Origin of the sequence: Chryseobacterium sp. BIGb0232 (assembly GCF_024810195.1) — a bacterium.
GTDB classification, from domain to species: Bacteria; Bacteroidota; Bacteroidia; order Flavobacteriales; family Weeksellaceae; genus Chryseobacterium; species Chryseobacterium pennae.
Genome location: NZ_JANUEH010000003.1, coordinates 152,355 through 178,750, shown reverse-complemented (window position 1 = coordinate 178,750; position 26,396 = coordinate 152,355). Strand labels below are relative to the sequence as shown.

General features: G+C 35.2%; 27 protein-coding genes and 1 tRNA gene. 21 read left to right on the top strand and 7 right to left on the bottom strand.

Annotation, left to right across the window (positions count from 1 at the left end; translation table 11 throughout):
- The first annotated feature begins 191 nt into the window (after positions 1 to 191).
- Positions 192 to 554, top strand: coding sequence for a hypothetical protein (locus M2372_RS10430; protein WP_123319244.1), 363 nt, complete (start codon positions 192 to 194; stop codon positions 552 to 554).
- 124 nt (positions 555 to 678) lie between these two features.
- On the opposite strand, the gene M2372_RS10425 is transcribed toward M2372_RS10430, so the two are convergent.
- On the bottom strand, positions 679 to 3,288 hold the full coding sequence (locus M2372_RS10425) for a TonB-dependent receptor (RefSeq protein WP_115968760.1): 2,610 nt from the start codon (positions 3,286 to 3,288) through the stop codon (positions 679 to 681).
- A 506-nt stretch (positions 3,289 to 3,794) separates the two neighbouring features.
- Here M2372_RS10425 and M2372_RS10420 point away from each other — a divergent pair.
- The 5 genes from M2372_RS10420 (at position 3,795) to M2372_RS10405 (ending at position 7,916) form a co-directional block, all read left to right on the top strand.
- Positions 3,795 to 4,538: an SDR family NAD(P)-dependent oxidoreductase gene (locus tag M2372_RS10420; protein ID WP_228455694.1), complete on the top strand. Its 744-nt coding sequence runs from the start codon at positions 3,795 to 3,797 to the stop codon at positions 4,536 to 4,538.
- A 291-nt stretch (positions 4,539 to 4,829) separates the two neighbouring features.
- Positions 4,830 to 5,642 carry an AraC family transcriptional regulator gene (locus M2372_RS10415; RefSeq protein WP_310473125.1) on the top strand — a complete coding sequence of 271 codons (813 nt, stop codon included), beginning with the start codon at positions 4,830 to 4,832 and terminating at the stop codon, positions 5,640 to 5,642.
- On the top strand, positions 5,635 to 5,745 hold the full coding sequence (locus M2372_RS25530; protein ID WP_310473124.1) for a hypothetical protein: 111 nt from the start codon (positions 5,635 to 5,637) through the stop codon (positions 5,743 to 5,745). Before M2372_RS10415 ends, M2372_RS25530 begins: the two co-directional genes overlap by 8 nt.
- A 285-nt stretch (positions 5,746 to 6,030) precedes the next feature.
- Positions 6,031 to 6,870 (top strand): AraC family transcriptional regulator, encoded by an 840-nt coding sequence (locus tag M2372_RS10410; RefSeq protein ID WP_123319243.1) that lies wholly within the window; start codon positions 6,031 to 6,033, stop codon positions 6,868 to 6,870.
- Between the two features lie 92 nt (positions 6,871 to 6,962).
- Positions 6,963 to 7,916 carry an alpha/beta fold hydrolase gene (locus M2372_RS10405; RefSeq protein ID WP_228455693.1) on the top strand — a complete coding sequence of 318 codons (954 nt, stop codon included), beginning with the start codon at positions 6,963 to 6,965 and terminating at the stop codon, positions 7,914 to 7,916.
- 49 nt (positions 7,917 to 7,965) lie between these two features.
- Here the strand turns inward: M2372_RS10405 and M2372_RS10400 are convergent, their stop codons facing one another.
- A complete protein-coding gene (locus tag M2372_RS10400; protein ID WP_123319242.1) occupies positions 7,966 to 8,826 on the bottom strand; it encodes an AraC family transcriptional regulator in 861 nt (286 codons plus the stop codon).
- A gap of 117 nt (positions 8,827 to 8,943) precedes the next feature.
- Here M2372_RS10400 and namA point away from each other — a divergent pair, with 117 nt between their 5' ends.
- Positions 8,944 to 9,990: an NADPH dehydrogenase NamA gene (gene namA / locus M2372_RS10395; protein WP_123319241.1), complete on the top strand. Its 1,047-nt coding sequence runs from the start codon at positions 8,944 to 8,946 to the stop codon at positions 9,988 to 9,990.
- Between the two features lie 238 nt (positions 9,991 to 10,228).
- Here the strand turns inward: namA and M2372_RS10390 are convergent.
- Together M2372_RS10390 and M2372_RS10385 are read right to left on the bottom strand one after the other, a co-directional pair.
- Positions 10,229 to 10,302 (bottom strand) — tRNA-Ala (locus M2372_RS10390).
- Between the two features lie 176 nt (positions 10,303 to 10,478).
- Entirely contained in the window at positions 10,479 to 10,706 is a 228-nt protein-coding gene (locus M2372_RS10385; protein WP_123319240.1) for a glyceraldehyde-3-phosphate dehydrogenase, read from the bottom strand.
- Positions 10,707 to 10,983: 277 nt separating this feature from the next.
- On the opposite strand from M2372_RS10385, the gene yddG reads away from it, so the two are divergent.
- Entirely contained in the window at positions 10,984 to 11,895 is a 912-nt protein-coding gene (gene yddG, locus M2372_RS10380) for an aromatic amino acid DMT transporter YddG (protein ID WP_123319239.1), read from the top strand.
- A gap of 230 nt (positions 11,896 to 12,125) precedes the next feature.
- Here the strand turns inward: yddG and M2372_RS10375 are convergent, their stop codons facing one another.
- Positions 12,126 to 12,809, bottom strand: a complete 684-nt coding sequence (locus tag M2372_RS10375) for a hypothetical protein (RefSeq protein ID WP_148060749.1) — start codon at positions 12,807 to 12,809, stop codon at positions 12,126 to 12,128.
- Positions 12,810 to 13,198: 389 nt separating this feature from the next.
- Here M2372_RS10375 and M2372_RS10370 point away from each other — a divergent pair, with 389 nt between their 5' ends.
- Positions 13,199 to 13,567, top strand: coding sequence for a hypothetical protein (locus tag M2372_RS10370; RefSeq protein WP_123319236.1), 369 nt, complete (start codon positions 13,199 to 13,201; stop codon positions 13,565 to 13,567).
- Between the two features lie 35 nt (positions 13,568 to 13,602).
- Here M2372_RS10370 and M2372_RS10365 read toward each other — a convergent pair whose 3' ends face one another.
- Positions 13,603 to 14,238 carry a hypothetical protein gene (locus M2372_RS10365; RefSeq protein WP_123319235.1) on the bottom strand — a complete coding sequence of 212 codons (636 nt, stop codon included), beginning with the start codon at positions 14,236 to 14,238 and terminating at the stop codon, positions 13,603 to 13,605.
- 152 nt (positions 14,239 to 14,390) lie between these two features.
- On the opposite strand from M2372_RS10365, the gene M2372_RS10360 reads away from it, so the two are divergent.
- The 3 genes from M2372_RS10360 to M2372_RS10350 all read left to right on the top strand — a co-directional run bounded on the left by M2372_RS10360 (position 14,391) and on the right by M2372_RS10350 (position 15,788).
- A complete protein-coding gene (locus M2372_RS10360) occupies positions 14,391 to 14,963 on the top strand; it encodes a C40 family peptidase (protein ID WP_123319234.1) in 573 nt (190 codons plus the stop codon).
- An 8-nt stretch (positions 14,964 to 14,971) separates the two neighbouring features.
- Positions 14,972 to 15,298 (top strand): LytTR family DNA-binding domain-containing protein, encoded by a 327-nt coding sequence (locus M2372_RS10355; RefSeq protein WP_123319233.1) that lies wholly within the window; start codon positions 14,972 to 14,974, stop codon positions 15,296 to 15,298.
- 112 nt (positions 15,299 to 15,410) lie between these two features.
- On the top strand, positions 15,411 to 15,788 hold the full coding sequence (locus M2372_RS10350; RefSeq protein WP_123319232.1) for a DUF2255 family protein: 378 nt from the start codon (positions 15,411 to 15,413) through the stop codon (positions 15,786 to 15,788).
- Positions 15,789 to 16,023: 235 nt separating this feature from the next.
- Here M2372_RS10350 and M2372_RS10345 read toward each other — a convergent pair whose 3' ends face one another.
- The gene (locus M2372_RS10345; RefSeq protein WP_123319231.1) at positions 16,024 to 17,211 is read right to left on the bottom strand and encodes an MFS transporter; all 1,188 of its coding nucleotides are present in this window, start codon (positions 17,209 to 17,211) and stop codon (positions 16,024 to 16,026) included.
- An 88-nt stretch (positions 17,212 to 17,299) separates the two neighbouring features.
- Between M2372_RS10345 and M2372_RS10340 the strand changes: the two genes are divergently transcribed.
- The 9 genes from M2372_RS10340 to hisD all read left to right on the top strand — a co-directional run bounded on the left by M2372_RS10340 (position 17,300) and on the right by hisD (position 26,395).
- Entirely contained in the window at positions 17,300 to 18,148 is an 849-nt protein-coding gene (locus M2372_RS10340; protein ID WP_123320078.1) for an AraC family transcriptional regulator, read from the top strand.
- A gap of 203 nt (positions 18,149 to 18,351) precedes the next feature.
- Positions 18,352 to 18,963 carry an isoprenylcysteine carboxylmethyltransferase family protein gene (locus tag M2372_RS10335; protein ID WP_115968742.1) on the top strand — a complete coding sequence of 204 codons (612 nt, stop codon included), beginning with the start codon at positions 18,352 to 18,354 and terminating at the stop codon, positions 18,961 to 18,963.
- Positions 18,964 to 19,046: 83 nt separating this feature from the next.
- Positions 19,047 to 19,859: a 2,3,4,5-tetrahydropyridine-2,6-dicarboxylate N-succinyltransferase gene (locus M2372_RS10330; RefSeq protein WP_123319230.1), complete on the top strand. Its 813-nt coding sequence runs from the start codon at positions 19,047 to 19,049 to the stop codon at positions 19,857 to 19,859.
- Positions 19,860 to 19,890: 31 nt separating this feature from the next.
- Positions 19,891 to 21,060, top strand: coding sequence for a glycosyltransferase family 87 protein (locus tag M2372_RS10325; RefSeq protein WP_123319229.1), 1,170 nt, complete (start codon positions 19,891 to 19,893; stop codon positions 21,058 to 21,060).
- A gap of 3 nt (positions 21,061 to 21,063) precedes the next feature.
- The gene (locus M2372_RS10320) at positions 21,064 to 21,993 is read left to right on the top strand and encodes a glycosyltransferase family 2 protein (protein WP_123319228.1); all 930 of its coding nucleotides are present in this window, start codon (positions 21,064 to 21,066) and stop codon (positions 21,991 to 21,993) included.
- The gene (locus tag M2372_RS10315; RefSeq protein WP_123319227.1) at positions 21,994 to 22,770 is read left to right on the top strand and encodes a polysaccharide deacetylase family protein; all 777 of its coding nucleotides are present in this window, start codon (positions 21,994 to 21,996) and stop codon (positions 22,768 to 22,770) included.
- Entirely contained in the window at positions 22,767 to 23,864 is a 1,098-nt protein-coding gene (locus M2372_RS10310) for a glycosyltransferase family 1 protein (RefSeq protein WP_123319226.1), read from the top strand. Before M2372_RS10315 ends, M2372_RS10310 begins: the two co-directional genes overlap by 4 nt.
- A gap of 249 nt (positions 23,865 to 24,113) precedes the next feature.
- Positions 24,114 to 24,971, top strand: a complete 858-nt coding sequence (gene hisG / locus M2372_RS10305; protein ID WP_123319225.1) for an ATP phosphoribosyltransferase — start codon at positions 24,114 to 24,116, stop codon at positions 24,969 to 24,971.
- A gap of 149 nt (positions 24,972 to 25,120) precedes the next feature.
- On the top strand, positions 25,121 to 26,395 hold the full coding sequence (gene hisD / locus M2372_RS10300; RefSeq protein WP_123319224.1) for a histidinol dehydrogenase: 1,275 nt from the start codon (positions 25,121 to 25,123) through the stop codon (positions 26,393 to 26,395).
- Position 26,396 lies beyond the last annotated feature (1 nt).

The window sequence follows — 26,396 nt, the reverse complement described above, 5'->3', positions numbered from 1 at the left end:
GATTTTTATTTAAAACGTTGGTGAAATTCAAACATATTACATCCAGCATTAAATTCAAATATAATAAAATTGAGGGCTATTTATTGTAATTTTTAATTAAAGGAGGGAGCAAATAGTTCAACTCTGATGAATTTTTATTTTATTTGAAAAAGAATACCTGTGTGTAAATTATTTAATTAAAAAAAATTGAAATGAGTTACAATATTCAAATATTCAGAATTGAAACTAAAGAACGGGAACAAAAACTAGATCTTGATGATTTTTTTGAAACGGATGAAAATCTGGTTCCATTTACTGACCAACAATTTAAAGACCTGAAGGAAAGGCTTCTGCAATATGGATACAACCTAGCTTCGGAAACGGATAAGGAGCTTCATTTTAACCATGATGATGAAGATTATGGAATGGTATTATTAACATCCAATGGGGTTTATTTTAATACCGGCTGGAATAGAAATTCAATCTTTGAAACGGGAATGGTTGCTTCAGAATTTACTGATTCAGGAGAGTTTGCCAAGTATGACCCGCAAAATAATGGGTGGGAAGAAGTATAGGTGACAGAATTCCATATATGAGTGTTCTTTACATAATTTTAAATAGGAGAGAGGAAGATCTATTTTACAAGAAAAGAACCCACCAATATTGGCGGGTTCTTTTTTGTATTATTCAGATGATTGATTAGAATCTGAAAGTAGCCGCAACGGACCACGTTCTTCCGAATCCTAAGAATCCTGTATTAGCATCTGCAACACCCTGATAAACTCTTCCTGCTTCCTGGTATGTTTTTCCGGCACCCGGACCATTGGCAATTTTATCTGTAGCATGAATATTAGAACTTAGTTCAGAAATATAATATTTATTGAATAAGTTATATACATTCGCTCTTAATGTTAAAGACTTTTTCTGACCGATTTCGAATTTGTAACTAGCTCCTACATCAAACAGGTTGTAACTAGGTAATTTTACAATTCCTCTTTCTCTGTCTGCTTCTGTAAGGAAGTTGATAGGGTTGAACTGTGCATACAGCTTGTCATAGTATTCCCAGTTTGCATCAATACTGAATGCTTTGGTAATATTATAGTCAACTCCTAAACTTGCTGTTGTTTGTGCTGCATCTCCGACTTTCAGATCTTTAATATTGATCATCCCTGTTGCTCCGGCAACTTCCTGATTGCTTTGAACATCAAGAATATTGAAATTAGCGTTTCCTTTGTATTTCCAGTTTCCTAAAGATACCATCCCTCTTACCCTAAGATTTGAAAAAGGTCTTGCTTTCGCTTCCAATTCAATACCCTGGTGAAGCTGTCCAACATTCAGAGCATTATAGAAATAAGCATTTCCTTGCTTTAACTGAGAGAACTTAGCAACATCAGCAGCACCTGCATTAAAGCCTCTTGAGATGAATCTGTCATCCCATTGCGTTCTGTAGGCATTGATATTAACATCTATATAACGGGATTTGAAACCATATCCTAATTCCACAGAGAAAATTCTTTCATTCTTTGCATCGTTGTAGATGTTCTGGTTGGAAGGGAATAAAGCATTGAATAGTGGCTGTCTGGATATAACCCCTGTATTAAAGAATACATTATGGTGATCATCAATATTATAGTTAGCACCTCCTTTTACAATATAACCCGTTTTGTGATACCATTTGGTCTCCTGGTTTTCCGGAGTATATAGCATATAGTCTCTTCTTTTGTAATACTGCTCAGACACAGATCCCTGAACAGATGCACTTAGCTTTTCAGAGCTATATTCAATCATTCCATAAAGACCCGCCCATTTTACAAGTCCTTCGTTGTAGATAGATACCTTTTGAGTATTTCCGGTTTTTGTTAGAGGTTCAGGTTTTACGGCACGGTCTACATAATACCCGTTTGGAGCGTTTACTGTATTCTTCACAAATAAAGCATCAGATCCCAGCATATCAGTCACAATATCATAAAGACCTCCTTTATATGTTTTAAGATCAAGACCTCCATTAAAAGTCCAGTTGTTTTTTTTGTAATTAAGGTCAGCGATTACACCATACCAGTCATGAGAATTAATACTCTGCTTTCTTACAATACCACTGGTTCCGTTTAAAGTAGATACATATTGACCGTTATAATCAGCAGGAGAACCCGCAGGAGCTAAAAATGTTCCTTTCTGGAAGGTATTACCATTATAGTCTGTTACTGCGCCACCTCTGTTATAGCGGTAGATCATATCCCAGTTGATTGTGCCATCTCCACCTGCACCATAATTCATGAAATTCATGGTCTGATCTTTAGCGTTTTTAATGGAACCGTTAAGTCCGGTACCACCGCCACCGCGTCCCCATGATCCGTAAAGAACTGTTGATAGTTTTAGATTATCATTAATATTCCAGTCCCAGTTCAATGATGCAATAGGCTTATGATAGAAGTTAGGCGCTAAATTGAATTGAGAACCATTCAGCATTCCTGTCTGTGGATTGTATCTTCTTCCGTAAGTTTCAAACTGCTGTAAAGTAGCTACATTTGCACCCGTTGCAGAAGATCTTCTTGTATCGTGTACCTGCGGGGCACCGGTTGCAATTAAATTGAACGCATGTTTTTCATTCGGCTTAAATCCTGTTGAGAAAAACCATGAATATCCTTCCCCTTTAGTCCCGTTGATGTAACCATCACCTTGCCAACGCGAAAGTAATACGGTAGTTCCCCATTTGTTTTTCAACCCGGAAGAGTACATTGCTGAAAGTCTGGAGTAGTTATCGTTACCTGCTTCTGCCTTGATCATGGCTTTCTGCTCAGAATCGGTAGCTTTGGTTACGATATTGATCGTTCCTCCTACAGAAGGAACTACAAATTTAGAAGCACCCAAACCTCTCTGAATCTGAATAGAGCTGGCAATGTCAGCCAATCCAGTCCAGTTAGACCAGTACACAGTACCTCCCTGCATGTCATTAACAGGCTGTCCGTTGATGATCACAGCAATATTGGCACCATCAAATCCTCTCATGTTAATTCTGCTGTCTCCAAATCCTCCACCTACTTTGGTAACGTATACCGAAGGAGTAGATTTCATAATTTCAGGGAATTCTCTGTTTCCCAGTTTCTCCTGAATTTCAGCTGCCTTGATGTTGGAAACTGCAACAGGTGTTTTTCTCTCTTTGGCTGTTTGGGAAAGGTTTCTACCCACCAACATCACCTCATCAATAGATTTAGATTTTTCTAAAGAATCCTTAGTACTCTGCCCATAATACAAGGCGGCCGTTGGTAATACAAGCGCTATAAGTAAGCGCTTTTTCAAAATAATGCTCATGAAATAAACTAGCGTATTTGATTTTAAGGCTGCAAAGATGATTATTTATTTTTGAATTGAGTATTAAATGTTTTTTAAGCAATTTTGTAAACGTCGAAGAATGAGCGTGATCGCTCGCTATTTTGTGATATGTTAACTTTATTTAACAGTTTAATTTGTAGATTGTTATATCAATAATTTTAACCGAAATGAGTCTGTTTTGATGATAATATAAACATTTATTTGATAAAAAATATTGAGAAATATCATTATTTTTATACAAAAGATAGATTTTTTTTAATATTAAGTCTATATGTAGAGAATTATTGTATTTAATTCATGTAGTGTAATCTAATTTATATTCAATTTGAAGATAAATAATGACTGCAAAATAATATTATTGCATAATTATAACTTTGTGAGTTGTTTAAAACTGAGATTTTGATACATTTTTAAGAGATTCTGTTATTCCCAACTTGTCTGTAACTAAGACCTTTGCTTTATCATTTAATACTTGATATAAACAAATGAAAAATAAAAGGATACTCATTACAGGAGCAAATATTGGGTTGGGAAAAGAAGCTGCAAGGCAACTCACTTTAATCCCTGAAACGGAAAAGATTTATCTGGGATGTCGAAATCGTCAAAAAGCAGAAAAAGCAAAGAAAGATTTGGAAAAATCAACAGGACGAAAAATTTTTGAAATAATGTTACTAGATGTGAGTGACGCGGAATCGGTGAGGCGGGCAGTGAAAAATATCGAGCAGTCTATTGATGCATTGATCCTTAATGCAGGTGGACAAGGTGGTAAAGATCCGCTTGAGATTACAGAAACAGGTATGACCAATATTGCAGCTACAAATTTATTGGGTCATGTAGTGCTAGTTGACGAGATTATTAAAGCAAAAAAACTGAATAATGAAGTTGTCTATGTGAGTTCCGAAGGGGCCAGAGGAATCAAAGGAGTAATGAAAAAACCTAATTTAAAAGCCAATTCTGTTGCAGAGTTTATCTCCGTTTTAAATGGTTCGTTTTCTGATCCAAAGTTGGATGGAAGTGAAGCCTATGGATATGGTTATATTAAATACATAGGTGCATTATGGACATCAGCAAATGCGCGTTTATATCCAGAAATCAAGTTTATCAGTGTCAGCCCAGGTAATACCCGTGGAACCGCAGGATATGATGATTTACCAACTCTAACCAGAGTTATGTTTAAATATGTACTCGCACCAATCGTTATGCCGCTGATCGGAATGATCATAGTATAAAAAAAGGGGCTGCACGCTATGTAAAGGTATTGAATAATGAATCTATTAAAAGTGGTGAATTTTATGGAAGCAGAGAGAGAAAAGTTACTGGAGAGATGGTTGACCAAGGAGCTATATTCCCTGAATTTAAAAATAAGGTCTTTCAGGACAATGCCTATGAGGCGCTTCATAGCTTTATAAAATATTGAAAATAATATAGTTCATAAAAAAACGTGTTGAGAGAAGTTCAAAGTTTTATTTCATTAAATTTGATAAAGCCTTTTTGGTACACGATATAAATGGTTTCAGTTAATGAAAAGTAAAGTAAATCCTCCAAAAATTTTTTCAATCTCAGCTGTCCACCAACTGCTAAAACTGAAAAAGCCAACCAATCCTTTGGTCAGTGTGATAGATCTCTCTACCGTAAGCATTGATATGGATGACGTGGAAAGAACAATTGCTTATAATTTTTTTAGTATCGCTTTTAAGAAGAATTGTGATGGTTTTGGATATGGTCAAAATCATTATGATTTTGATGGAGGAGTCATGTCATTTGTTGCTCCTCAGCAGATAATAGTACCCCAGAAAAATATGAGCTTGCAGCCGGAAGGATTGTTACTGCTTGTTCATCCCGACTTTTGTCAGAATTACTCCTTAGCAAAAACAATCAGGACATATGGATATTTTTTCTATGAAGTACATGAAGGATTATATTTGTCAGAAACTGAAAAGGAGATGGTTGTGGATATTATGAATAATATCAGCAAAGAGATTTCATTATCCATTGATGCATTTACTCAAGATTTAATTATATCGCATCTGGAACTTTTGCTCAAGTATTGTGATCGTTTTTACCATAGGCAGTTTCTTACAAGAAAAATGGCAAGCAGCGATATACTAATTAAGGTTGAACATTACCTTGATGATTATTTCAAAAATGAAGATTTAATGAAAAACGGAGTGCCCACAGTTCAATATTTAGCTTCGAAGATGAATATGTCTGCCAATTATCTGACGGATATGTTACGTGCACTTACAGGGCAAAATACACAGCAGCATATTCAAAATAAGATTATAGAACAAGCAAAAAACATTGCTGTCAACTACTGCTTTATCTGTGAGTGAAATTGCCTATTCACTTGGATTTGATTATCCACAAACGTTTCAGAGGTTATTTAAAAACCTTACCAAAACATCACCGCTTGAATTTAGAAAGTCTTTCAATTAAACTTAAAGTTATATCTAATATTCTAGTCATTGCTGATAACGTAAAAACAATACTGAAATGCTTTTAAAAGAACTGTATTTCAAAATATAATCTATAGAAGAGCATTATCAGAAAAGGGCTATATGAATCGCATTAATCAAATATTTACATAGCAAGTAAATAAAATGTTTTGTTATTTGTGACTAAACACGTATCGTCTTTTGTATTGGTTTATTATGCTGGAAAATTTCCTAAATTTGTTTCTCTTTTTTGAAATATTAAAGGCTTTCTTTAGAATTGTAGGTAATGTATACACATATAAAATATAATAGACTAGGTTTTGTGACCTTCAAAGGAGTAGATGATTTTTCCACATTGATGGAGGAGCTTGGGGGATATATGAAAATTCTTTTCTTGAAAGAGGGAGAAGTGCTGATCGACTTTACCCATTATCATATTCATTCAGATACCCTTTTTTTTATCAATCATTCGCAAATATTTGAGTTGCTAGGTGACCTTCCGGTAGAGGGAATATTGCTGTATTACAGCAGGGATTTTTATTGTGTTGAGATCAATGATTCTGAGGTAGCATGTCACGGTATCTTGTACAATAATGTGTATGAAATTCCATCGATCGACTTGAATGAAGAAGAGTCTTTTTCTATACAAAGTATTTTCAATAATATTCAGTTTGAGACTGAAAATGTTGATTCAGCAAATGAAGAGATGCTACAGCTTTTGCTAAAGCAGCTGATTATAAAAGGAACTAGGATCTGGAAGATAAAGCATCATATCAATGATAATGCAAGCAACCAGGAGCTTGATTTTGTGCGAAAGTTCAGTCAGCTTATCGAACGCAATTTTAAAAGTGTGCATGCTATCGCCGAATATGCCGACATGTTATTTGTGACACCTAAACATCTGAATAAAAAAATCACGCAATTCGGTTATCAATCACCAAAGCAGATCTTGATGGAACGGATCATGCTGGAAGCTAAAAGACTTTTAGCGCATTCAGTACTTACCGTTAAAGAAATAGGCTATAGCTTGGGTTACGATGATGATGCTCATTTCGTACGTATTTTCACCAAACATTGTGGCGAGTCTCCTTTGCAGTTCCGCAAACAGTATATCGCGTTACGTTAAGGGGAAAAAGTGCAATTATAGGAGATAAAAGGTCTATAATGGGACATATAGGGTAATGTAATTTTGCATTAGAAATTTAAACAGTTATCAAAATGCAAAGAGCAACAGATAAATATTTATCTAAAAAAACTGGATACTTCAACTTTATACTATCCAGAACATTACTAGTATTCACTATTATAACTTTATCAATCAAAATGAATGCACAAACTAAATTATCAACTTCAACTTCTAGAGAAGAATATATAGAAGTTGAGAAAAATGTAAAATTACATGTAACGGATCTGGGAAATGGTCCGGCGGTTGTTCTAATTCATGGTCTGCCGCTTAACGATGCGATGTTTGAATATCAATACCAGGAGTTGGTTGAGAAAGGGTTCAGAGTAATCGGTATTACTTTACGTGGATTTGGCAAATCGAGCAAGCCTTTCGGTCAATACAATTATGATGTATTTGCAGACGACATTGAAGAGGTTATTAAAAAACTCAAATTAGAAAATGTTACTTTAGGTGGTTTTTCTATGGGCGGAGCAATTGCTATTCATTACGTGGCAAAATTTGGGAACAAACAGGTCAGTAAACTTGCCTTATTTGGAGCTGCTGCACCAATTTGGACTCAGAGATCTGACTATCCTTACGGTCTTCGTATTGAGGATCTCAACGGTCTGATAGCACTTAGTAAAAATAATAGACCTTTACTATTGCAAAACATTAGTACCATCTTCGGTGCATCGGAAACTTCAATTTCTTCAGAACTGAGCAGCTGGCTGTTTTCGATCAATATGGAAGCATCACCTTATGCTACGACGCAAGGCCTGATTGCTCTTCGTGACACAGATTTAAGGCCTGAACTGATTAAAATAACCATCCCAACTGTTATTTTCCATGGTACGCAGGATAAAATTGCAGAATTTGCGCTTGCAGAGCAGATGCATCAAGGTATTAAAGGATCTAAGCTTGTAAAGTTTGAAAAAAGTGGCCATGGACTTTTTATCGAAGAACTTGAAAAATTCAACACAGAGTTTATTGCATTTTTGAAACAATAAACCAATTACAAAAGAAAAATTTAACTAAGTCTACATAATTCATGTGGGCTTAGTTTGTTTTTTCCGGGTGCTGCACTGAGCTGTTAAAGTTTTTCCTAAAATTAACCATACTTACACCAACCTGTTTTTTAAAGAACTTGTTGATATGGCTTTCGTCTGTAAAACCGAATTCATCAACAATTTCATTGATACGGCAATCGCTAAACTTTAAACGATGGACAATTAGCCGTAGCCTTGTCTTATTGATATAAGCTTGTAATGTTTCTCCGCACTGCTTTTTGAAGTATGCACTCAAATATGAATCGGATACGCCAAACTCTGTGGATATGACTGTACTTCTAAGGTTTGCAGGGCTATAAATGTTGGCTTGAATATAATTTAAGATCCTAACAATCTTTGATTCAGAAGTACTTGTTATTGTGTCAGGTTTTACAGCTGAAAGGTTTCTTGCTGTAATGACAATAATTGCATTAATCAGATTTCTCAATATATCCTCATTATAAGAGTCGGTATCTGTATTGAGCTCCAGAATTGCTTCAACAAGTGATCTTACAACATATTTATCCTTATTATTTTGCAAAACAGATCCAATGATATTGGAAGAGTAGTAGAGCAAACATTCAATATGATTGATGCTTTTCCATGAATAGTCTTCAATATATTTCTTTTTAAATTTCAGTACAACAAGTTCGCATTCCATATTCATTTTAAAGGTATGGGAATCATTGGGTGTAATCAGGAACAGATCACCATCTTGGAAACTGGTGCTGCTCTCATTGATCATGTAGGAACCATTTCCTGATACAATATAAATAAACTGAAACAGATCAAGGCTTACATTATTGATCGGACATTCTATGATTCGCTTATGAATAACTTCAAAATCATTGTGAAAATTACTGCTTCTCATTTTTAAATTATTGAGCTTTTTAGCATCACAAAATTACTTAATTATATTTAAAATATACCTATAAATGATTATTTATTCAGTATAATTTTGTGTTGTTAAATTTAAAGAACAAATATTATGAGTAATACCATGTTATTGTCTCCATTTCAGATTGGAGATCTGAAGTTAAAAAATAGAGTTGTGATGTCGCCTATGTGTATGCATGCCGCTGATGAAGACGGTGAGGTTACAGACTGGTTGACGACGCATTATACGGCACGCGCTCTTGGTCAGGTTGGGTTGATTTTTTTGGAATCGCTGGCCATCAATAAAAAAGGGATGATAGGTCCGAATGATATAGGGATATGGGCAGACAAACATGTTGCAGGCCTGAAGAAACTGATCGATAAAATTCATTCATATGGTGCTAAAGTAGGAGCACAGATCTCACACGGAGGCCGCCTAAGCTATGTTCCAAAAGAAGGAGATTATGAACGTCTTGCTCCATCAGCAATCCCTCTGTCTGAGGATTTTCCAATACCAAGAGCTCTAACCATTCCTGAGATTAAAGAACTTGTGGCGGAGTTCGGCCAAGCAGCGAGACGGGCAAAAGAAGCAGGCTTTGATATTTTAGAAATTCATACAGCACATGGCTATATGCTCAATGAATTTCTTTCACCATTATCCAATACACGTACAGATGAATATGGCGGTTCACAGGAAAACAGATATCGTATTCTCTCCGAGATTATTAGAGAAGTAAAAAATTATTGGGATCAAACTCTTTTTGTAAGAATATCAAGTAATGATTATAAAGAAGGGGGGAATATACCTGAGGACTTTATCAATTATGCAAAATGGATGAAAGCTGATGGTATAGATCTGATTGACTGCAGCTCTGGAGGGATTGCTGCTGTAAAGGTCAATTCTTATCCCAATTACCAAGTTGGTGCAGCGGAACTGATCAAGAAAGAAGTTGATATTCTGACAGGGGCGGTTGGCCTTGTAGAAACTGGAAAACAGGCTGAGGAAATTTTGAGAAATAATAGAGCTGATCTTGTTTTTGTCGGAAGAGCAATGCTAAGAGATCCTTTTTGGGTGAGGAGCGCGGCAGTGGATCTGAAAGAAGAAATTGATATACCGGTAGAATATACAAGGTACGGTTCAAACTGGTTTGTAAATTAATCTTATTGTTTATAAATACAGGCTGGATATAGTGAAATTAAATTTAAATTGGAAAAGGAGTACATAACTATGTACTCCTTTCTTTTTTTAATGAAGGTGAAAAATTGCCACCCTTTTGCCACAAAATTTACGAGTTCATTTGAAAAATATGCATTTTTTCAAATAAAAATCCTGCAAAAAAAAATTGCAGGATTAATAAATTTTTAGTGTATTTAGAGGTTTTACCAATTATACCAAGTGGAGAATACGGGATTCGAACCCGTGACCTTTTGACTGCCAGTCAAACGCGCTAGCCAACTGCGCCAATCCCCCTTTTTTGAAGCGGTACAAAAGTAAGTATTTAAATGGTATTTACAAATATTTGTAAGAATATTTTTGAAATTTAATGGCTTAATGGAATTTTTAATTACTCAGGACAATAAAAAACCGTCAAACTAAGCTTTTTTTATTACCTATAAATGAAATAGTCCTTTAATAGAGGATTTTTACTAGAATACTTCAGTTATAGTTTTGTCAACTATTGTGATAAAACTATTCTTTAAAAGTTCTGAGGGATAAATGAGTTGTTCTCCCTTATCGTTTCTTACAACTATAGCTGCCTGTTCATTATTTAAACATCTGTCAATCTGTTCCTGCATTTCATTAAGCCTGCCGGGAGTTATATCTAATATATATTTTCCTGTAACATGGGTGATCTGAACGATTTTTTCTTTCATGATTAAAAATTTAATTCTTTCAAAGATAACTTTTTTCCCTTAACTAAAGGGGTATCATTGGAGTAGAAATGGATTAAAAATAACAAACAGAAACTGACAGATCATTTTTACTTTTTTGTAGTTTTATGAAGGTAATCCTTTTTGCCTGTGCTTATAGGATATAATAAAAAAGAAATTTAGCGTGATTCTGTTCATACTGAAGAAATAAAGTAATTGGAAATCGTTAATTTTGAGGACGACTGAGGACGTATTCAATTATAAAAAACAAAAACATTCTATGACCCAACAGACCAAAGCCACAGCTATCGGATTTTGTGCTATTTTACTGTGGGCCTCCATTGTGGGGCTTATCAAAGAAGTAAGTCATTCCTTTGGAGCGACAGTAGGTGCAGCCTTAATTTATACTGTGGCTTCTATATTTTTACTTTTCACTATGAAATGGATTCCGTTATCAAAATTTCCCAAAAAATATTTGATATATGGAGGGCTGCTTATGGTTTCATATGAGCTCTGTCTGGCCCTTTCCATAGGATATTCTACTAATAGTAAACAGGCTATTGAAGTAGGAATGGTCAATTACCTTTGGCCAACATTTACAATGGTGGCTACTATTCTTTTTGCCAATAAAAAAGCCAATTGGCTGATTGTCCCCGGAATTGTTCTTTCTATGTTGGGAATCGTCTGGGTATTGGGTGGAGAGCAGGGACTGGATATTACTCAAATGCTTGCCAATATAGAAACCAATCCGCTGAGTTATGGATTGGCTTTTATAGGAGCTCTGTTATGGGCTGCTTATTGTGTGGTAACCGTTCGTATCGCAAATGGAGTAAACGGAATAACATTATTTTTTATGATGGTAGCTGTTGCTTTATGGATAAAATATTTAATAATAGGTGATTCAGTGAATATAGAAATTAATCTTTCTTCAGTTGTATACCTCTTGCTTGCCGCATGTGCAATGGGATTTGGATATGCGGCCTGGAATATCGGAATTCTGGGTGGAAATGTTACGATTTTAACGGGGGCATCCTATTTTATTCCGGTTTTGTCTTCGGTACTGTCGTCAGTTCTTTTATCTACATCATTAGGATTGTCTTTCTGGCAGGGAGCTTTAATGGTTTGTGCAGGCTCCGTACTTTGCTGGCTGGCAACAAAAAAATCTACTGTCAAGAATTATAGCAGTTCTTAACCCTATCGCACAAGCTGAATATTTTCGATTTCCTTATTCACAAGGATAAAATTTAAGTCTTCATCGTAATCAGCATTCCATGTAATTAATTTGCATAATTAATCTAATTGTATTATAGGTGAAATTGAATGCATAATGGTTTAATAAATCATAATTTTATTTAATAAAAGAAAACCCAGAGAAAGAATGATTTTCTCTGGGGTATATATTAATTCACACTAAATCCTTTACTATAAACTTTTTGAACGAGCTATAGAAAGAAGGTATACCAGGTGGGCATACATGTTTCTTTTTACAGATTCTATTTTTATATCTCCGGTTGTCTGGTTAATGGTTGTTATCAGATCCGTATTACACTGCCCGTTAAAGTTTCCGCTTCCTAAATAATTTACAGAATTAGCACCCGGATAGGAGATTCTCGGGTAGTCTGGTGCCGTTTGGTTAGCCACAGCAGTAGCATTTGAAAACCCTTTATTATCAACATATCGGGCAGACCATGAACCTAAGAATTGTCCGTTACTTGTATTAATACCTTGTACCACTACAACTTGCGTGTCTACGGGATTGCTAAATCCTGCACAAGAGGTATAATGATTTAAAGAAACAGTACAGGAAGAAGCATTGTCTCCAGGTTGAAAGCATTTTCCTTCATATACGGTGAATCTTTGCTCAGTGGATGACATGGAAGTATTTAATAAAGCCTTAGGAGAAAAAATCTCTTCAGGAGAAATTAGCATCAGAACCCCCTGTGCATTAGCAGCAACGATTTTATTTTCAGGATTTGAAAGTCCTCTTACTCTTATCGACCCGTTAACATCCAACGTGTTTGTAGGAGACGTTGTATTGATTCCTACTTGGGCACTTGCGAAACTAGACAAAGCAAGTGCTGACAAAAAAAAAGTCTTTGTTTTCATGGTATTATTTAAATACGTTAAAATTTTTCACTAAGGTAAGAAATATGTATGAATGGAGTATAAAAAACTAATTAAAAATCTTTTATATCTAAATTTATATTACAATATATGTTTATTGATGAAAATTTTAAACAAAGACTTTTAAACAATAACTCAAAAATTTAGCTTCTCTGTTTTGTTTGAAAAATATTTGTATTTTAGCCAAAATATGTTGTTTTTTAATAAACATATTGTCTCCTGATTAGAATTCAGATAATTTGAATGAAAAAATTAGTAGATTTGCACGGAATAAAAAATAATAAATATTAAGCTCATTCTCTGGAACAAAGTGTGTCTAATGCAATGTAATAGAGAATAACAGGATTTTAGGTTATAAAACTACTGAAACTATGAAGAAACTTTTTTTACTTTTACTAACGGCATTTTTATTTATCGGTTGCAGCTCTGATGATGACACTATCTATGATTATGTAGGAACATGGTCCGGAACATACGAAGGTGGTGATAAAGGAGTGTGGAATTTTGTAGTGGATAAATCAGGAAAAGTATCAGGAACGATGCACTCCGAAGTTAGTAATGACAACTATAATATTTCAGGTAATCTGAGTAATACAGGAGATCTGATTGGAACAGTAGGTCTTCCGTCAAAAGGAGAATTCAAAGGAAAACTTAATCCGGATAAAAAAGGAAGCGGAAGTTGGTCAAATACTCTGCCAACTCCGGCACAATACGGAACCTGGAAAGGAGACAAAAAATAACAGAAAAAAGCCTGCAAAACTGCAGGCTTTTTTATTTATACAAATCCCATCCGGGAAATTTCACCATTTTCATTTTTCAGTATTATAAAATAAAGTATAAAACCATCCTGTGAAAAATACTTTTTAAAAGCTATCTGATGCTGGCCCAAAATGAGATCTTCTTCAGTTTTCTCAACAGTATAATTCTCTGAATTCAGCTTTATGGTAATGATTATCGCTTTTCCTGCCTCAGCATTTTCTTTTATACGCAGAGTGTAATCCTGACGTTGAACTTCTAGGGCTACATTTTTTATTTCTCCAAACTGAAAGGTTGTAAGGAGTTTCTTTCCTTCTTCAGTTTTAAGTCCGTTCTCAACGGTCCGTTTTCCTTTCTCAGAAATAACATCCAAATCCTTTATTTCAGTCATCAGCTTTGCAAATTTCTGGTAGAGTAGGGTATCACCTGTTTCTTTCAGGTAAAGATCTATGCTTTTTCTGATGATCTTTCCCATTTTTGAACAATGTCCGAATTCAGAACTGTTCTGTCTTACCTTTTCATAAGACGGATCCTTTTTAAAGGCCGTTTTATTGAACCCGCTTTTCTTCCGAACCACATTTTTTCCATTCAGAGTATAAAAAACCAGGTCACCCACAGCTCCTTTGATCTTAATTAAACTTTCATATGTTGCCATATTCCAAAATTGAACTCAAATATAGCAATAAATAACGGGAATTCAAATTTTAACATATATTTATAATATAGTTGTAGTATAGTTATACTATAATTAAAATATAAAATGTATATTTGTACATCAATCGTTAATCAAGTAAAAATCAGACGAATATGGGATCAGGATTATTTGAAAAAAAATTGAGCATAAAGCAGCTTTCTGTATTGCTGATTGCATCTGCTTTTGTAGTGTCTTGTGGAAGCTCAAAAAAAGTATCTTCCAGCAGGAAATCAGGTTCTAAAACGGTGGTGAAATCCGAAAATCTAAGGAAGCTGGATTCTAAATTTGATGGAAATATTTCAAGATCCATTAATGATGTATTAAAAGATGCTGAAAAATACCTTGGAACTCCGTACAGATTTGGGGGGAATACCTCTTCAGGTTTTGACTGTTCAGGATTTACCGTAAAGGTTTTTGAAGAAAACGAATTTAACCTTCCAAGAAGATCTTCTGATCAGGCTGAAACAGGAAGAAATATTGATATTAGAGATGTGAAGCCCGGAGATTTGTTGTTTTTTGCAACAGCAGGCGGAAGCAGGGTTTCCCATGTAGGAATTGTTCATGATATTGGCCCGGACGGAGAAGTGAAATTCATCCATGCTTCCACTTCAAAAGGAGTTGTTATTTCATCCCTGAACGAAAAATATTGGAATAAGGCTTACCTTCATGCCCAAAGGGTTTTATAATAGTTTCCATGGAGAACCGGACATTTGCTTTTATTAAAACTGACAAAAAACTGGTAAAGCTTTTTTTTAAAGATATCGTTGTCATCAAAGGCCTTGGAAACTATGTCGAAGTTCATACCATAGACGAGAAAAGATATATTTATTATCGGACACTTAAAGATCTTATTGAAAGCCTGCCGGATGAATTCATGCGAGTTCATAACTCATATATTGTGAACCTTACTAATATTGATTCTTTTGAGGATAATCAGCTTGTATGTGGGAATTTAAAAATTACCGTTGCCAAAAGCTATAAAGATTGCCTCCTCAATACCATCAGTAAAATGATGCTTTAAAAATCAATCTGCATATACAAATATACCATACACATCTTATTTCTATCCCTCTGTATAAAAAGTTTTTATTCAATACTTACTAATCATAGTTTTACAGAAACTTATTAGCAAAATGAATAAAAACAAAGTACTGGATTATATTAAAACTAATAATCTTATCGGAATAAAAGCAGGATCAGAAAGACCTGATTTTTTGGAGATCTGGATGGTCGTAGTTCAAAACCGAATTTTTGCCAGATCATGGGGACTTGCTGAAAGAAGCTGGTATAATACTTTTTTGAAAAGCTCAGTAGGACAGATCAAATGTGATGATGAAATATATACCATTAAAGCAATAGTTTCTGAAGATATAGAGCAATTAACCGACAAGATTAACCAGGCTTACCTTACAAAATATAATTTCGGGAGAAACCGAAAATATGCAATGGGAATCATTGAAGAAAAACATATTGAGAGGACGATGGAGTTTATTATTGATGATGTAAAATAAAGAGAATCTAAATATTTCACAATAGCATATAAATCAATAGGATAGATAATAGCTCTGTAGGGTCGAAGTTTAATCCGTTTTGAGAATGATTTATCATATTCAATAGGAACGGACTTTAGTCCATGTAATCAATAAAACAAATCAATTCCATTGGCTTTAGCCAAAACATAACAAAAAAAGCAACTCTTTCCGGAGAGGAGTTGCTTTCATTTGTAAAATAAGCTCTTTGTATAGATTAAGTTTGCTCACAAGCAGAAGTTACAAGTTCGTTTTGTTCGGTTTTTTCCTTTTCTAAAATGTCTTTTGGGAAAGAAAAGAAACTTAGTAAGAATGTAGCTGAAAGAAGTAGAACACTTACCGAAAGGACATACTGAACTCCATAATAAGCACTGACTATTCCTCCAAGAAAGGCACCTAGTGAAATTCCAATATTAAAAGAGGATGTAAGTAAGCTGTTCACAAATTCCAACGCATGATGAGGAATGTTTTGCGTGGTTCGGATATTTGAAACCAAAAAACCTCCTGTATGAATCATTCCCCAGAAGGACACAATGATAACCATCGGAATAAAAACTCCACCCATGAAGTAAGCCAGAACCTGTACTGAAATCAACAGCAGTAAAAACAACCTTGAGGTGAGTTTTACATTTCTGCTTAAAGCTATTCCCATGAGCCAGTTACCGAGCGTTCCCATCCCTCCGAAAAGAAGAAGCATAATGCTGATCTGGGCTCCATTCATTCTGGTGATTTCTTCCAGATAAGCAGTAAGATAAGTGTAACTGGAGAACATAGCGGCTAAAGTACCAATAGTAGAAATAAGATTCATCCACAAGAAAGGATTTTTCAATATGGTTAATTGATTCTGTCCGGATTTTTCTTTTTCTGCAGGTATAGAGGGAATAAAAACCAATAATCCGATAAATGCAATTAAACTGATGCCACTGCTCAGAAAAAATGAAGCTTTCCAATCGTGAAAGAGGTCAGCTGCATAGGTCGTCATCGGAATACCGAGAACTGTGGCAAGACTCAGTCCCAGCATGACGGTAGAAACTCCTTTTGCACCCTTTTCCTTAAATGCAATAGCAATGGAAATATTCCAGAAAAGTGGATGTAATATTGCCGGTAATATTCGGGCAATCATAAGCATCGTAAAGTTTGTAGAAAAAGCAGATATAATATTGGATAGTACAAATATGCTCATTACAAGGCATAGGAGAAACTTACGGTTTATTTTGCTGGTGAAAGAGGTGATAAAAGGAGAAGACACAGCGACAGTAATGGCAAAAGCGCTCAATAACCATCCAGCTGTATCAATTGATACCCCAAATTGTCTGCTGATGGTAGGAAGAATACCTACAACACCAAATTCAGTAGTAATAATGCCAAAAGCTCCAAGCGCCAGGACATAGATTGATCTTTTCATTGATTTTAAAAATTTTGATGTAGCAAATTTGGACAGAAAAAATGTAAAAAATCAGTATATTTTAATGATAAATAAGTACTTTTACCACATGAAAAGAGAGAATATAGATCAATTGGTTAAAGTTGAATATTATGAAACTGAAAATTGCCCCTTAAAAGGTATTCAATTCTCGTTCTTTCAGATTATATATGTCATTTCCGGAAAAGGTTCTTTTGTAATCAATGACAATATTGCTTCTTATACTAAAGGGAGCCTGTTATTACTGACTCCTGAAGATAAACATCACTTGGAAATTAAAGAAAGAACAGAGCTTTTACTCGTAAAGTTCAGTGAGCGTTATGTAAAAGATTATAAATGGAATAACATTAATTCAATAGGGTGCCTGCTGTATGGAGCATCTTATCTTTCCGGATGTATTTTGCAGAATAAACCGGATGTTGTTCTGGTGGAATCAATTGCTTCTTCACTTCTTCATGGGATTCATCATCCGGATATTTATCAGGAAGAACTGACGCTGCATTATGTGAATGCTTTAATTGTGATTGCTGCAAGAAATATATCAAAAATGCGGATTGAACATGTGGCTTCCAACACTGATAAAAGAATTGTTGAAATCATTGATTATATTCAAGGTAATATTCACGATCCGGCTCTTTTAAAAGTCTCTGTAATCGCTCAGAAATTTGGATTGTCTGAAACTTATCTCGGCAGCTACTTTAAAAATCACAGCGGAGAAACCATTACCCACTATATTCTGAATTATAAATTGAGACTAATTGAACACCGTCTTCTTTTCAGTGATATGAGAGTTAATGAGATTGTTACTGAATTCGGTTTTTCCGATGAAAGTCATCTGAATAAATTTTTTAAAAAGCAGCATAACATGAGCTTGACAGAGTTTAAAAAGCGCAAGTCTGTATCTAAATCTAAGGTTTAAATAAATGTATTTAATGTATTGTAATATAATTTTTTAGTTTGTATTATTAAAAGCTGTATTTAGCCGAAATTCAATACATGCGGCTATTGTACAAAATGTACCGGATTGTGCCGGATAAAAGGTTGCAATGATTATTTCTGTACAGTAATTATTGCAATAGTATTGCATGGTAAAATCCTTGAAATTTGTCACAAAAACAAACCATGACAGATTTTATCAGATTCTTTATCCCTATTTATTTTATCCTGTTTTTTTTAGTTTCATTTCTCGGAATCAGCATTGCTGTAGCTAAAAAAATAGGGAAGAACCCTAATGTTTTACCAAAAGATGATTCTGCTTATGCATTGGTAGGGTTGTATTTTAAGCTTGTTTTAATGGGGTTATTCATGTATACATCACTGCTTTTATTATTTCCGGATATAATAATGGATGCGTTCAAAATATCTGTTTTAGATTCTGATGTATTTCAGTATATCGGCATTGCATTAATGATATTTTCTTTTATATGGGTGATTGTGGCTCAGCTTTATATGAAGGATTCATGGCGAATCGGGATTGATGATAAGTTGAAAACTAAGCTCATTACCAATGGTGTATTTTCCTTTTCCAGAAACCCTGTCTTTTTAGGAATGACAGTAAGTCTTATAGGATTCTTCCTCCTTCTTCCTACAATGATTTCTCTGATATTTTTCTTGACAGGAAATATTTTGATACAGGTTCAGATACGCCTTGAAGAGGATCATTTATTAAAACAACACGGAGAAACCTATGAGACTTATAAAAAGAGGGTTGGACGTATGCTGAGTCTTTATTAAAAGCATAAACTTAAAAATCGTTTTGCTGAACTTTTTTGTATCTTTGGCGGGTATAATTTTTCAAACTAATTTAAATAAGAAACATGTCGTTACAACAAACTATTGAAAACATCTGGGATAATAGAGAGCTATTACAAAATGAAGACAGCCAGAAAGCGATCAGAGAGGTTATTTCTTTATTAGATTCCGGAGAACTTCGTGTAGCTGAACCTACGGAAAACGGTTGGCAGGTAAATGAATGGGTGAAGAAAGCAGTAGTAATGTATTTCCCGATCCAGAAAATGGAAACTATTCAAGTAGGTCCGTTTGAATTCCATGACAAGATTCCTTTAAAGAAAAATTATGCGGAAAAAGGAGTAAGAGTAGTTCCTCATGCCATTGCGAGAGAAGGTTCTTTCGTAGCTTCAGGAGTAATTATGATGCCATCTTATGTAAACATTGGGGCTTATGTAGATTCAGGAACAATGGTAGATACTTGGGCAACAGTTGGAAGCTGTGCACAGATCGGTAAAAACGTTCACCTGAGTGGTGGTGTAGGAATCGGTGGTGTACTTGAGCCATTACAGGCTGCTCCGGTAATCATTGAAGATGACTGTTTTATCGGTTCGAGATGTATCGTTGTAGAAGGAGTACATGTAGAAAGAGAAGCGGTATTGGGAGCAAATGTTGTATTAACGGCTTCTACAAAAATAATTGACGTAACAGGAAGTGAGCCAATCGAAATTAAAGGAAGAGTTCCTGCCCGTTCTGTAGTAATTCCTGGAAGCTATACAAAACAGTATCCTGCGGGAGAATATCAGGTTCCATGTGCATTGATCATTGGTCAGAGAAAAGAATCTACAGATAAAAAGACATCTCTTAATGATGCTTTGAGGGAGAATAATGTAGCTGTTTAAGATTAAGTTTTTAAACTAATACCAACCTATTTTGAAAGAAAAATTTCTTAACATACTTTTAAACCCTAAATATATATTTGGGGTTTATATTATTGTAGCCATCGCTACTGCACTTTCTAAATTTTCCAGAGGATATCAGGCAATTAATAACTATTTGATTTTCAAAGGGGTGTTTTTCAATACTCTTGATGAGAAAAATCTGTATTTACAGTATCCTGAGCGTTATTCTGATATGAATCATTATGGCATTTTTTTCAGTTTACTGATTGCTCCTTTTGCGGTAATGCCTGACTGGATGGGAATTGCCTTATGGAATGTAGCCAACACAGCCATTTTCCTGTATGCGATTCATAAGCTTCCATTTTCAGATCCTAAGAAGGCACTTTTTGCCTTGTTATGTCTGCAGGAATACATTACTGCTGCTGTAAGTTTACAGTTCAATATTGCTTTAGTAGGGCTTCTAATGTTATCTGCCATATTCATTTATGAAAGAAAAGAAGTACAGTCTGCTACAGCCATTGTGATTGGGATTTTTGTAAAACTTTACGGAATTGTAGGGTTATCTCAGTTTTTCTTTATCAGAAACAAGGTTAAATTTATTCTTTCAGGAATTGTCATTGCCGCAGTATGTTTATGTATTCCGATGATCTATTCCAGTCCGCAGTTCGTGATTCAGAGTTATTCTGACTGGGCAACATCTCTGATTTCAAAAAACAATGATAATCAGGTGTTGGGAAATATGCAGGATATATCACTGATGGGGTTTGTAAGAAGAATTCTGGGGGATGCGTCCATTTCAAATCTTACCTTTTTAGCTTTTGGTGTTCCTTTATTTGCATTACCGTATATCAGAATAAAGCAGTATAAGAACTATGCATTTCAGTTGATGATTCTGGCTTCTACATTACTCTTTTTAGTATTGTTCAGTTCAGGTTCAGAATCACCAACGTATATTATTGCGGTAGCAGGAGTCATGATATGGTTTACTCTTCAGAAAGAAAAAACACCATTCATTATTGGATTACTGGTGTTTGTTATCATTCTGACCTGTTTTTCACCATCGGATTTATTCCCGAAATTTATCAAGCAAAATTATATCATTAAATATTCTTTGAAAGCCGTACCTTGTATCGTCGTTTGGTTGAGAGTTATTTACGAATTAACAACCAAAGATTTCGAAAAGGATTACACTTTAAATTAAGGTATGAAGAAAATTTCTATTGTCATTCCTGCTCATAATGAAGAAGGTAACGTTGCTTTAGTTCATGAAAAAATAAAAGAAGTTTTTTCAGAACTGGAGAATTATGATTTTGAAATCATCTTTGTGAATGATGGAAGCAGAGACAATACACAAGAGAAGTTGGAAGAACTGTCCGGCAAATATGAAGAAGTAAAATTTATTGAATTCTCCAGAAACTTCGGACATCAGCCAGCTGTAAAAGCAGGAATGGATTGTGCAGATGGAAACGCCGTTATTTCAATGGATGGCGATCTTCAGCATCCTCCTGAGCTGATCCCTGAAATGATTCAGAAGTGGGAAGAAGGGTATGATATTGTGTATACGGTAAGAACCTATCCCAAACAGATTTCTTATTTTAAAAGGAAGACTTCTGATGTGTTCTATAAGCTTTTGTCCAGTCTTTCAGATGTGAACCTTACCAAAGGAGGCGGATCTGATTTCAGACTGATGGATGCCAATGCCGTAGAGGCGATGAGAAGCTTTAAAGAAGATGACCTGTTCCTGAGAGGTCTAACCAGCTGGATGGGCTACAAACAAATCGGAATCGATTTTACAGCAGGAGAAAGAATAGCAGGAGAGAGCAGTTATAACCTGAAAAAAATGCTCAAATTTGCTTTTACAGGAATTACTGCCTTTAGCGTAAAACCGCTTTATTTAGCAGCTTATCTGGGCTTTTTATTCTCAGTACTTTCAGTAATTGGATATCTTGCCTATGTTATTCATTCATTTGTGGTGCATACTGAGATCTCAGGCTGGGCATCGTTAATTATGACCATTGTGTTCTTTGGGGGGCTTCAGTTGATTATCCTGGGAATCATTGGTATCTATTTAGGTAAGATCTTTAAACAGGTTAAAGAAAGACCTAATTATATTATAAAAAACAAAAATTTTTAAATGGTTTTATTAAGTTTTGATATCGAGGAGTTCGACATGCCTTTAGAATATAAAGGAGAAATTTCTTTCGATAAACAAATCTCTATATCTCAGCACGGACTTGAAAATATTTTAAATATTCTAAAAAAATACGGAGCAAAAGCGACCTTTTTTTCTACTGTAGTCTTTGCTGAAAACAGTAAACATCTTATTGAAAGGTTGCTTAATGAAGGGCACGAACTGGCTTCTCATACCTGGTTTCATTCAGAATTTGAAAATAAACACCTGAAAGAATCAAGAGAAAGGCTGGAAGAATTATTTTCCACAAAAGTGACCGGATTAAGAATGCCGAGAATGATGCCGGTAGATGAAAAAGAAGTGGAGAAGGCAGGGTATTCATACAATTCATCCGTTAATCCTACGTTTTTACCCGGAAGGTATAATAATCTTAAAGTATCAAGAACTTACTTCAAAGAAGGAAATGTAATGCAGGTTCCCGCATCTGTATCGCCTAATTTCAGAATTCCTTTATTCTGGCTAAGCTTTCACAACTTTCCTTTAGCTTTCTATAAAAAGTTAGCTGCTGATGTTTTGAAAAAAGATAACTATCTGAATATTTACTTCCATCCGTGGGAGTTTTCATCTATTAAGGATGAAGCATTTAAACTGCCTGGCTTTACCGTGAAAAATTCCGGACAGGATATGGTGGAAAGATTTGATACCTTTGTAGGATGGCTTAAAGAAAAAGGCCATACTTTTGGTACTTTTCAGGAATTTCAAAAACAGATACACGCATGAAAATTGCTTTTGACGCAAAACGTTTTTTCCATAACACCTCCGGACTGGGCAATTATTCAAGAGATCTGGTAAGGATTCTTTCACAATATGAGCCGGATAATGAATATCTGTTGCTCAACAAAAATAAATCTGAACGGGGAAAGGATATTCTTGACCGCCCTAATGTTAAGTTTGTGGAAACCTCAAAAGGAAACTTTTCACGTCAGCTTAAAATGGGAAAAGATTCCCAGAAACTAGGAGCAGATATTTACCATGGTCTATCCGGTGAATTACCTTTGAAATGGGATCAGAAACCTATTAAAAAAATCGTTACCATCCATGATCTGATCTTTGTGAGATATCCGCAGTATTACTCCTTTTTTGACCGTAAAATCCACTTTTGGAAGTTTAAAAAGGCTGCTGAAATGGCAGATAAGATCATTGCAATTTCAGAACAGACCAAAAGAGATATTATTGAGTTTTTAAAAGTTCCTGAAAGCAAGATTGAAGTCATTTATCAGGGCTGTCATAAAGCGTTTAAAGAACAACAGTCTTCCGAACAGATTCAAGCAGCCAAAGATAAATTTAATCTTCCGGAAAGGTTTATTCTGAATGTAGGAACCATTGAAGACCGCAAGAACCTTCTGAATGTTGTAAAAGCGATCAGAGATACAGGAATTCCGTTGGTAGTCGTAGGAAAGAAGACCAAATATTATCAGAAAATAGAAAGCTTTCTGAAGAAAAACAAAATGGAAAAGCAAGTGCATTTTCTGGAAGGAGTTTCTATGGATGAATTGGCTGTAATCTACAAACTTGCTAATATTTTTGTATATCCAAGTTTCTTTGAAGGCTTCGGAATTCCTGTGATAGAGGCGCTTTTTTCAAAAACAGTAGTGGTAACAAGCAATGCAAGCTGTCTTCCGGAAGCAGGGGGGAAAGATTCCGTCTATATTGATCCTAAAAATGATCTTGATATCAAGGCCAAGATAAAATTTTTGTGGGAAAATGAATCCGAAAGAAAACGCCGTGAGGAAAAGGGTTTTGAGTTTGTTCAGAAGTTCAATGATGAGTCCATTGCAAAAGATCTGATGAATCTTTATCAAAAAATTATCTGAAAAAACTTTGCATTTTAAAAATAAATCCTACATTTGCATCATAATTCAATACAATGAAACCAATAATTTTAGCATTACATCATTATTATCATCATCTCTGTTAGGCGGAATTGATTGATATATGTTTGTGCTAAAATCAAAAATATTAAAAAAACCGTCTGAGTAAGTAGACGGTTTTTTTGTTTCCTGAATTCTCTTCAGAAATTTCAACAGATCAGCTTTTATTTACTCAGACTCAAAAAAGACGAAATGAGTAAATTAAAAATTGCGATTCAGAAAAGTGGCCGTTTATATGAAGAATCCCTGCAGCTTCTCAAGGACTGTGGAATCTTTGTCAACAACGGAAAAGATCAGCTTAAAGTTTCAGTAGACAGCTTCCCGATGGAAATCATGTATCTCCGGAATTCAGATATTCCTCAATACCTGGAAGACGGAGTGGTGGATGTTGCCATCGTGGGAGAAAATCTTTTAATTGAAAAACAGAAAAAGATTCAGATTGTTGAGAAACTGGGTTTTTCAAAATGCCGTGTTTCCATTGCGGTTCCCAAAGAAATTGAAACTGATGATCCGGCTTACTTTCAAGGTAGAAAAATAGCCACCTCTTATCCTAACACCCTTAAGAATTTTTTAGAAACAAAAGGAATCACATCAGATATTCACGTGATTTCCGGTTCTGTAGAAATTGCTCCAAACATTGGGCTTGCAGACGGAATCTGTGATATTGTAAGCTCCGGAAGTACCTTATTCAAAAACGGATTGAGGGAAACTGTTACTTTATTGAAATCAGAAGCTGTTTTGGCTCAAACACCACAGCTGTCATCCGAAAAAGCTGCTATTCTCAATAAATTTCTTTTCAGAATTCAAGCCGTTTTAAAAGCAAAGAATTCAAAATACATCCTGATGAATGTTCCCAATGATAAGATCCAAAAGGTAGCAGATGTACTTCCGGTACTGAAAAGCCCTACTGTAATTCCATTGGCTGAAGAAGGCTGGAGCAGTATTCATTCTGTGATTGATCAGGAAAGATTCTGGGAAGTTATTGATGAACTGAAAGAAAACGGTGCTCAGGATATTCTCATCATTCCTATTGATAAAATGGTCATGTAAAGCACAAAATAATGAACTGTTAAGAAAAGAAAAATTAAGATAAGTTAAGTTTGAAAATACCTTCAATTATCGTTTTAATCATTCTTAGCTCCTTAAAAAATCTTAAGTCAAAAAATAACAATCAATTTATACTAAGAAAAATAATACAGATGAAAATATATCGATATCCAACAAAAGAAACATGGGCAGATCTGGTACAGCGCCCCGTTTTTGAACGGGAAGAAATTAGCGGATTGATCTCAGAAATTTTTAATGAGGTTGAAAACAACGGAGATAAAGCTCTTATAGCATTTAATAAGAAATTTGATAAAGCAGAAACAAAAAGTATCTCTGTTCCTGAAAATGAGATTGATAATGCAGAAAATGAATTAAGCAACGAGTTGAAACTGGCTATTCAGGAGGCCAAAGAAAACATCTATAAATTTCACGTTTCACAAAATGCTGAGGTTCAGAAGATTGAAACTGCAAAAGGAGTGGTGTGCTGGAGAGAGAACCGGGCTGTAGAAAAGGTGGGGATTTATATTCCGGGAGGTACAGCACCCTTATTCTCAACCGTTTTGATGCTTGCAGTACCTGCTAATATTGCCGGGTGTAAAGAAATCATTCTTTGTACGCCACCAGATCAAAACGGAGCTGTTAATCCTGCTATTTTGTATGCTGCCAAAGTGTGCGGAATTTCAAAGATCTTTAAAACAGGAGGTGCTCAGGCAATTGCAGCAATGGCTTTGGGTACAGAAAGTATTCCAAAAGTATATAAAATTTTTGGTCCGGGAAATCAGTTTGTAGTAGCAGCAAAAGAATATGCCCAACGGTTTGGAGTAGCCATCGATATGCCGGCAGGGCCAAGTGAGGTGCTCGTGATAGCTGATGAGCAAGCCATCCCGGAATTCTGTGCAGCAGATTTGCTTTCACAGGCAGAACATGGTAGTGATAGTCAGGTTATCTTCCTTACGACAGACCTTAAAGTTTTTAATGAGACGGTTGGATCCGTTGAACAGCAAATTAGGGACTTACCTAGAAATGAAATGGCAGGAAATGCACTTGAAAACAGCAGTTTTATAGTGTTAAACAGTATTGAAGATGCCATTGAGTTCAGCAATTTATATGCTCCGGAACACCTTATTTTGGCGATCAGGGAATTTGAAAAATATATTCCTGATATTCAGAATGCGGGATCTGTATTCCTTGGAAATTATTCCTGCGAAAGTGCCGGAGATTATGCCAGCGGAACCAATCACACCCTTCCGACCAATGCCTATGCAAAGAACTATAGTGGAGTATCTCTGGACAGCTTTGTAAAGAAAATTACCTTTCAGTATTTATCCAGAGAAGGTCTTCAGAATTTAGGAAAAACAATAGAAGTAATGGCTGAGGCAGAAGGCCTTTTTGCCCACAAAAATGCAGTATCAATAAGATTAAAATAAT

Excerpts from the sequence above, each read along its gene's own strand:
- M2372_RS10430 (WP_123319244.1), top strand. The coding sequence starts at position 192 with ATGAGTTACAATATTCAAATATTCAGAATTGAAACTAAAGAACGGGAA.
- M2372_RS10425 (WP_115968760.1), bottom strand. The coding sequence starts at position 3,288 with ATGAGCATTATTTTGAAAAAGCGCTTACTTATAGCGCTTGTATTACCA.
- M2372_RS10420 (WP_228455694.1), top strand. The coding sequence starts at position 3,795 with ATGAAAAATAAAAGGATACTCATTACAGGAGCAAATATTGGGTTGGGA.
- M2372_RS10415 (WP_310473125.1), top strand. The coding sequence starts at position 4,830 with ATGAAAAGTAAAGTAAATCCTCCAAAAATTTTTTCAATCTCAGCTGTC.
- M2372_RS10410 (WP_123319243.1), top strand. The coding sequence starts at position 6,031 with ATGTATACACATATAAAATATAATAGACTAGGTTTTGTGACCTTCAAA.
- M2372_RS10405 (WP_228455693.1), top strand. The coding sequence starts at position 6,963 with ATGCAAAGAGCAACAGATAAATATTTATCTAAAAAAACTGGATACTTC.
- M2372_RS10400 (WP_123319242.1), bottom strand. The coding sequence starts at position 8,826 with ATGAGAAGCAGTAATTTTCACAATGATTTTGAAGTTATTCATAAGCGA.
- namA (WP_123319241.1), top strand. The coding sequence starts at position 8,944 with ATGAGTAATACCATGTTATTGTCTCCATTTCAGATTGGAGATCTGAAG.
- M2372_RS10385 (WP_123319240.1), bottom strand. The coding sequence starts at position 10,706 with ATGAAAGAAAAAATCGTTCAGATCACCCATGTTACAGGAAAATATATA.
- yddG (WP_123319239.1), top strand. The coding sequence starts at position 10,984 with ATGACCCAACAGACCAAAGCCACAGCTATCGGATTTTGTGCTATTTTA.
- M2372_RS10375 (WP_148060749.1), bottom strand. The coding sequence starts at position 12,809 with ATGAAAACAAAGACTTTTTTTTTGTCAGCACTTGCTTTGTCTAGTTTC.
- M2372_RS10370 (WP_123319236.1), top strand. The coding sequence starts at position 13,199 with ATGAAGAAACTTTTTTTACTTTTACTAACGGCATTTTTATTTATCGGT.
- M2372_RS10365 (WP_123319235.1), bottom strand. The coding sequence starts at position 14,238 with ATGGCAACATATGAAAGTTTAATTAAGATCAAAGGAGCTGTGGGTGAC.
- M2372_RS10360 (WP_123319234.1), top strand. The coding sequence starts at position 14,391 with ATGGGATCAGGATTATTTGAAAAAAAATTGAGCATAAAGCAGCTTTCT.
- M2372_RS10355 (WP_123319233.1), top strand. The coding sequence starts at position 14,972 with ATGGAGAACCGGACATTTGCTTTTATTAAAACTGACAAAAAACTGGTA.
- M2372_RS10350 (WP_123319232.1), top strand. The coding sequence starts at position 15,411 with ATGAATAAAAACAAAGTACTGGATTATATTAAAACTAATAATCTTATC.
- M2372_RS10345 (WP_123319231.1), bottom strand. The coding sequence starts at position 17,211 with ATGAAAAGATCAATCTATGTCCTGGCGCTTGGAGCTTTTGGCATTATT.
- M2372_RS10340 (WP_123320078.1), top strand. The coding sequence starts at position 17,300 with ATGAAAAGAGAGAATATAGATCAATTGGTTAAAGTTGAATATTATGAA.
- M2372_RS10335 (WP_115968742.1), top strand. The coding sequence starts at position 18,352 with ATGACAGATTTTATCAGATTCTTTATCCCTATTTATTTTATCCTGTTT.
- M2372_RS10330 (WP_123319230.1), top strand. The coding sequence starts at position 19,047 with ATGTCGTTACAACAAACTATTGAAAACATCTGGGATAATAGAGAGCTA.
- M2372_RS10320 (WP_123319228.1), top strand. The coding sequence starts at position 21,064 with ATGAAGAAAATTTCTATTGTCATTCCTGCTCATAATGAAGAAGGTAAC.
- M2372_RS10315 (WP_123319227.1), top strand. The coding sequence starts at position 21,994 with ATGGTTTTATTAAGTTTTGATATCGAGGAGTTCGACATGCCTTTAGAA.
- M2372_RS10310 (WP_123319226.1), top strand. The coding sequence starts at position 22,767 with ATGAAAATTGCTTTTGACGCAAAACGTTTTTTCCATAACACCTCCGGA.
- hisG (WP_123319225.1), top strand. The coding sequence starts at position 24,114 with ATGAGTAAATTAAAAATTGCGATTCAGAAAAGTGGCCGTTTATATGAA.
- hisD (WP_123319224.1), top strand. The coding sequence starts at position 25,121 with ATGAAAATATATCGATATCCAACAAAAGAAACATGGGCAGATCTGGTA.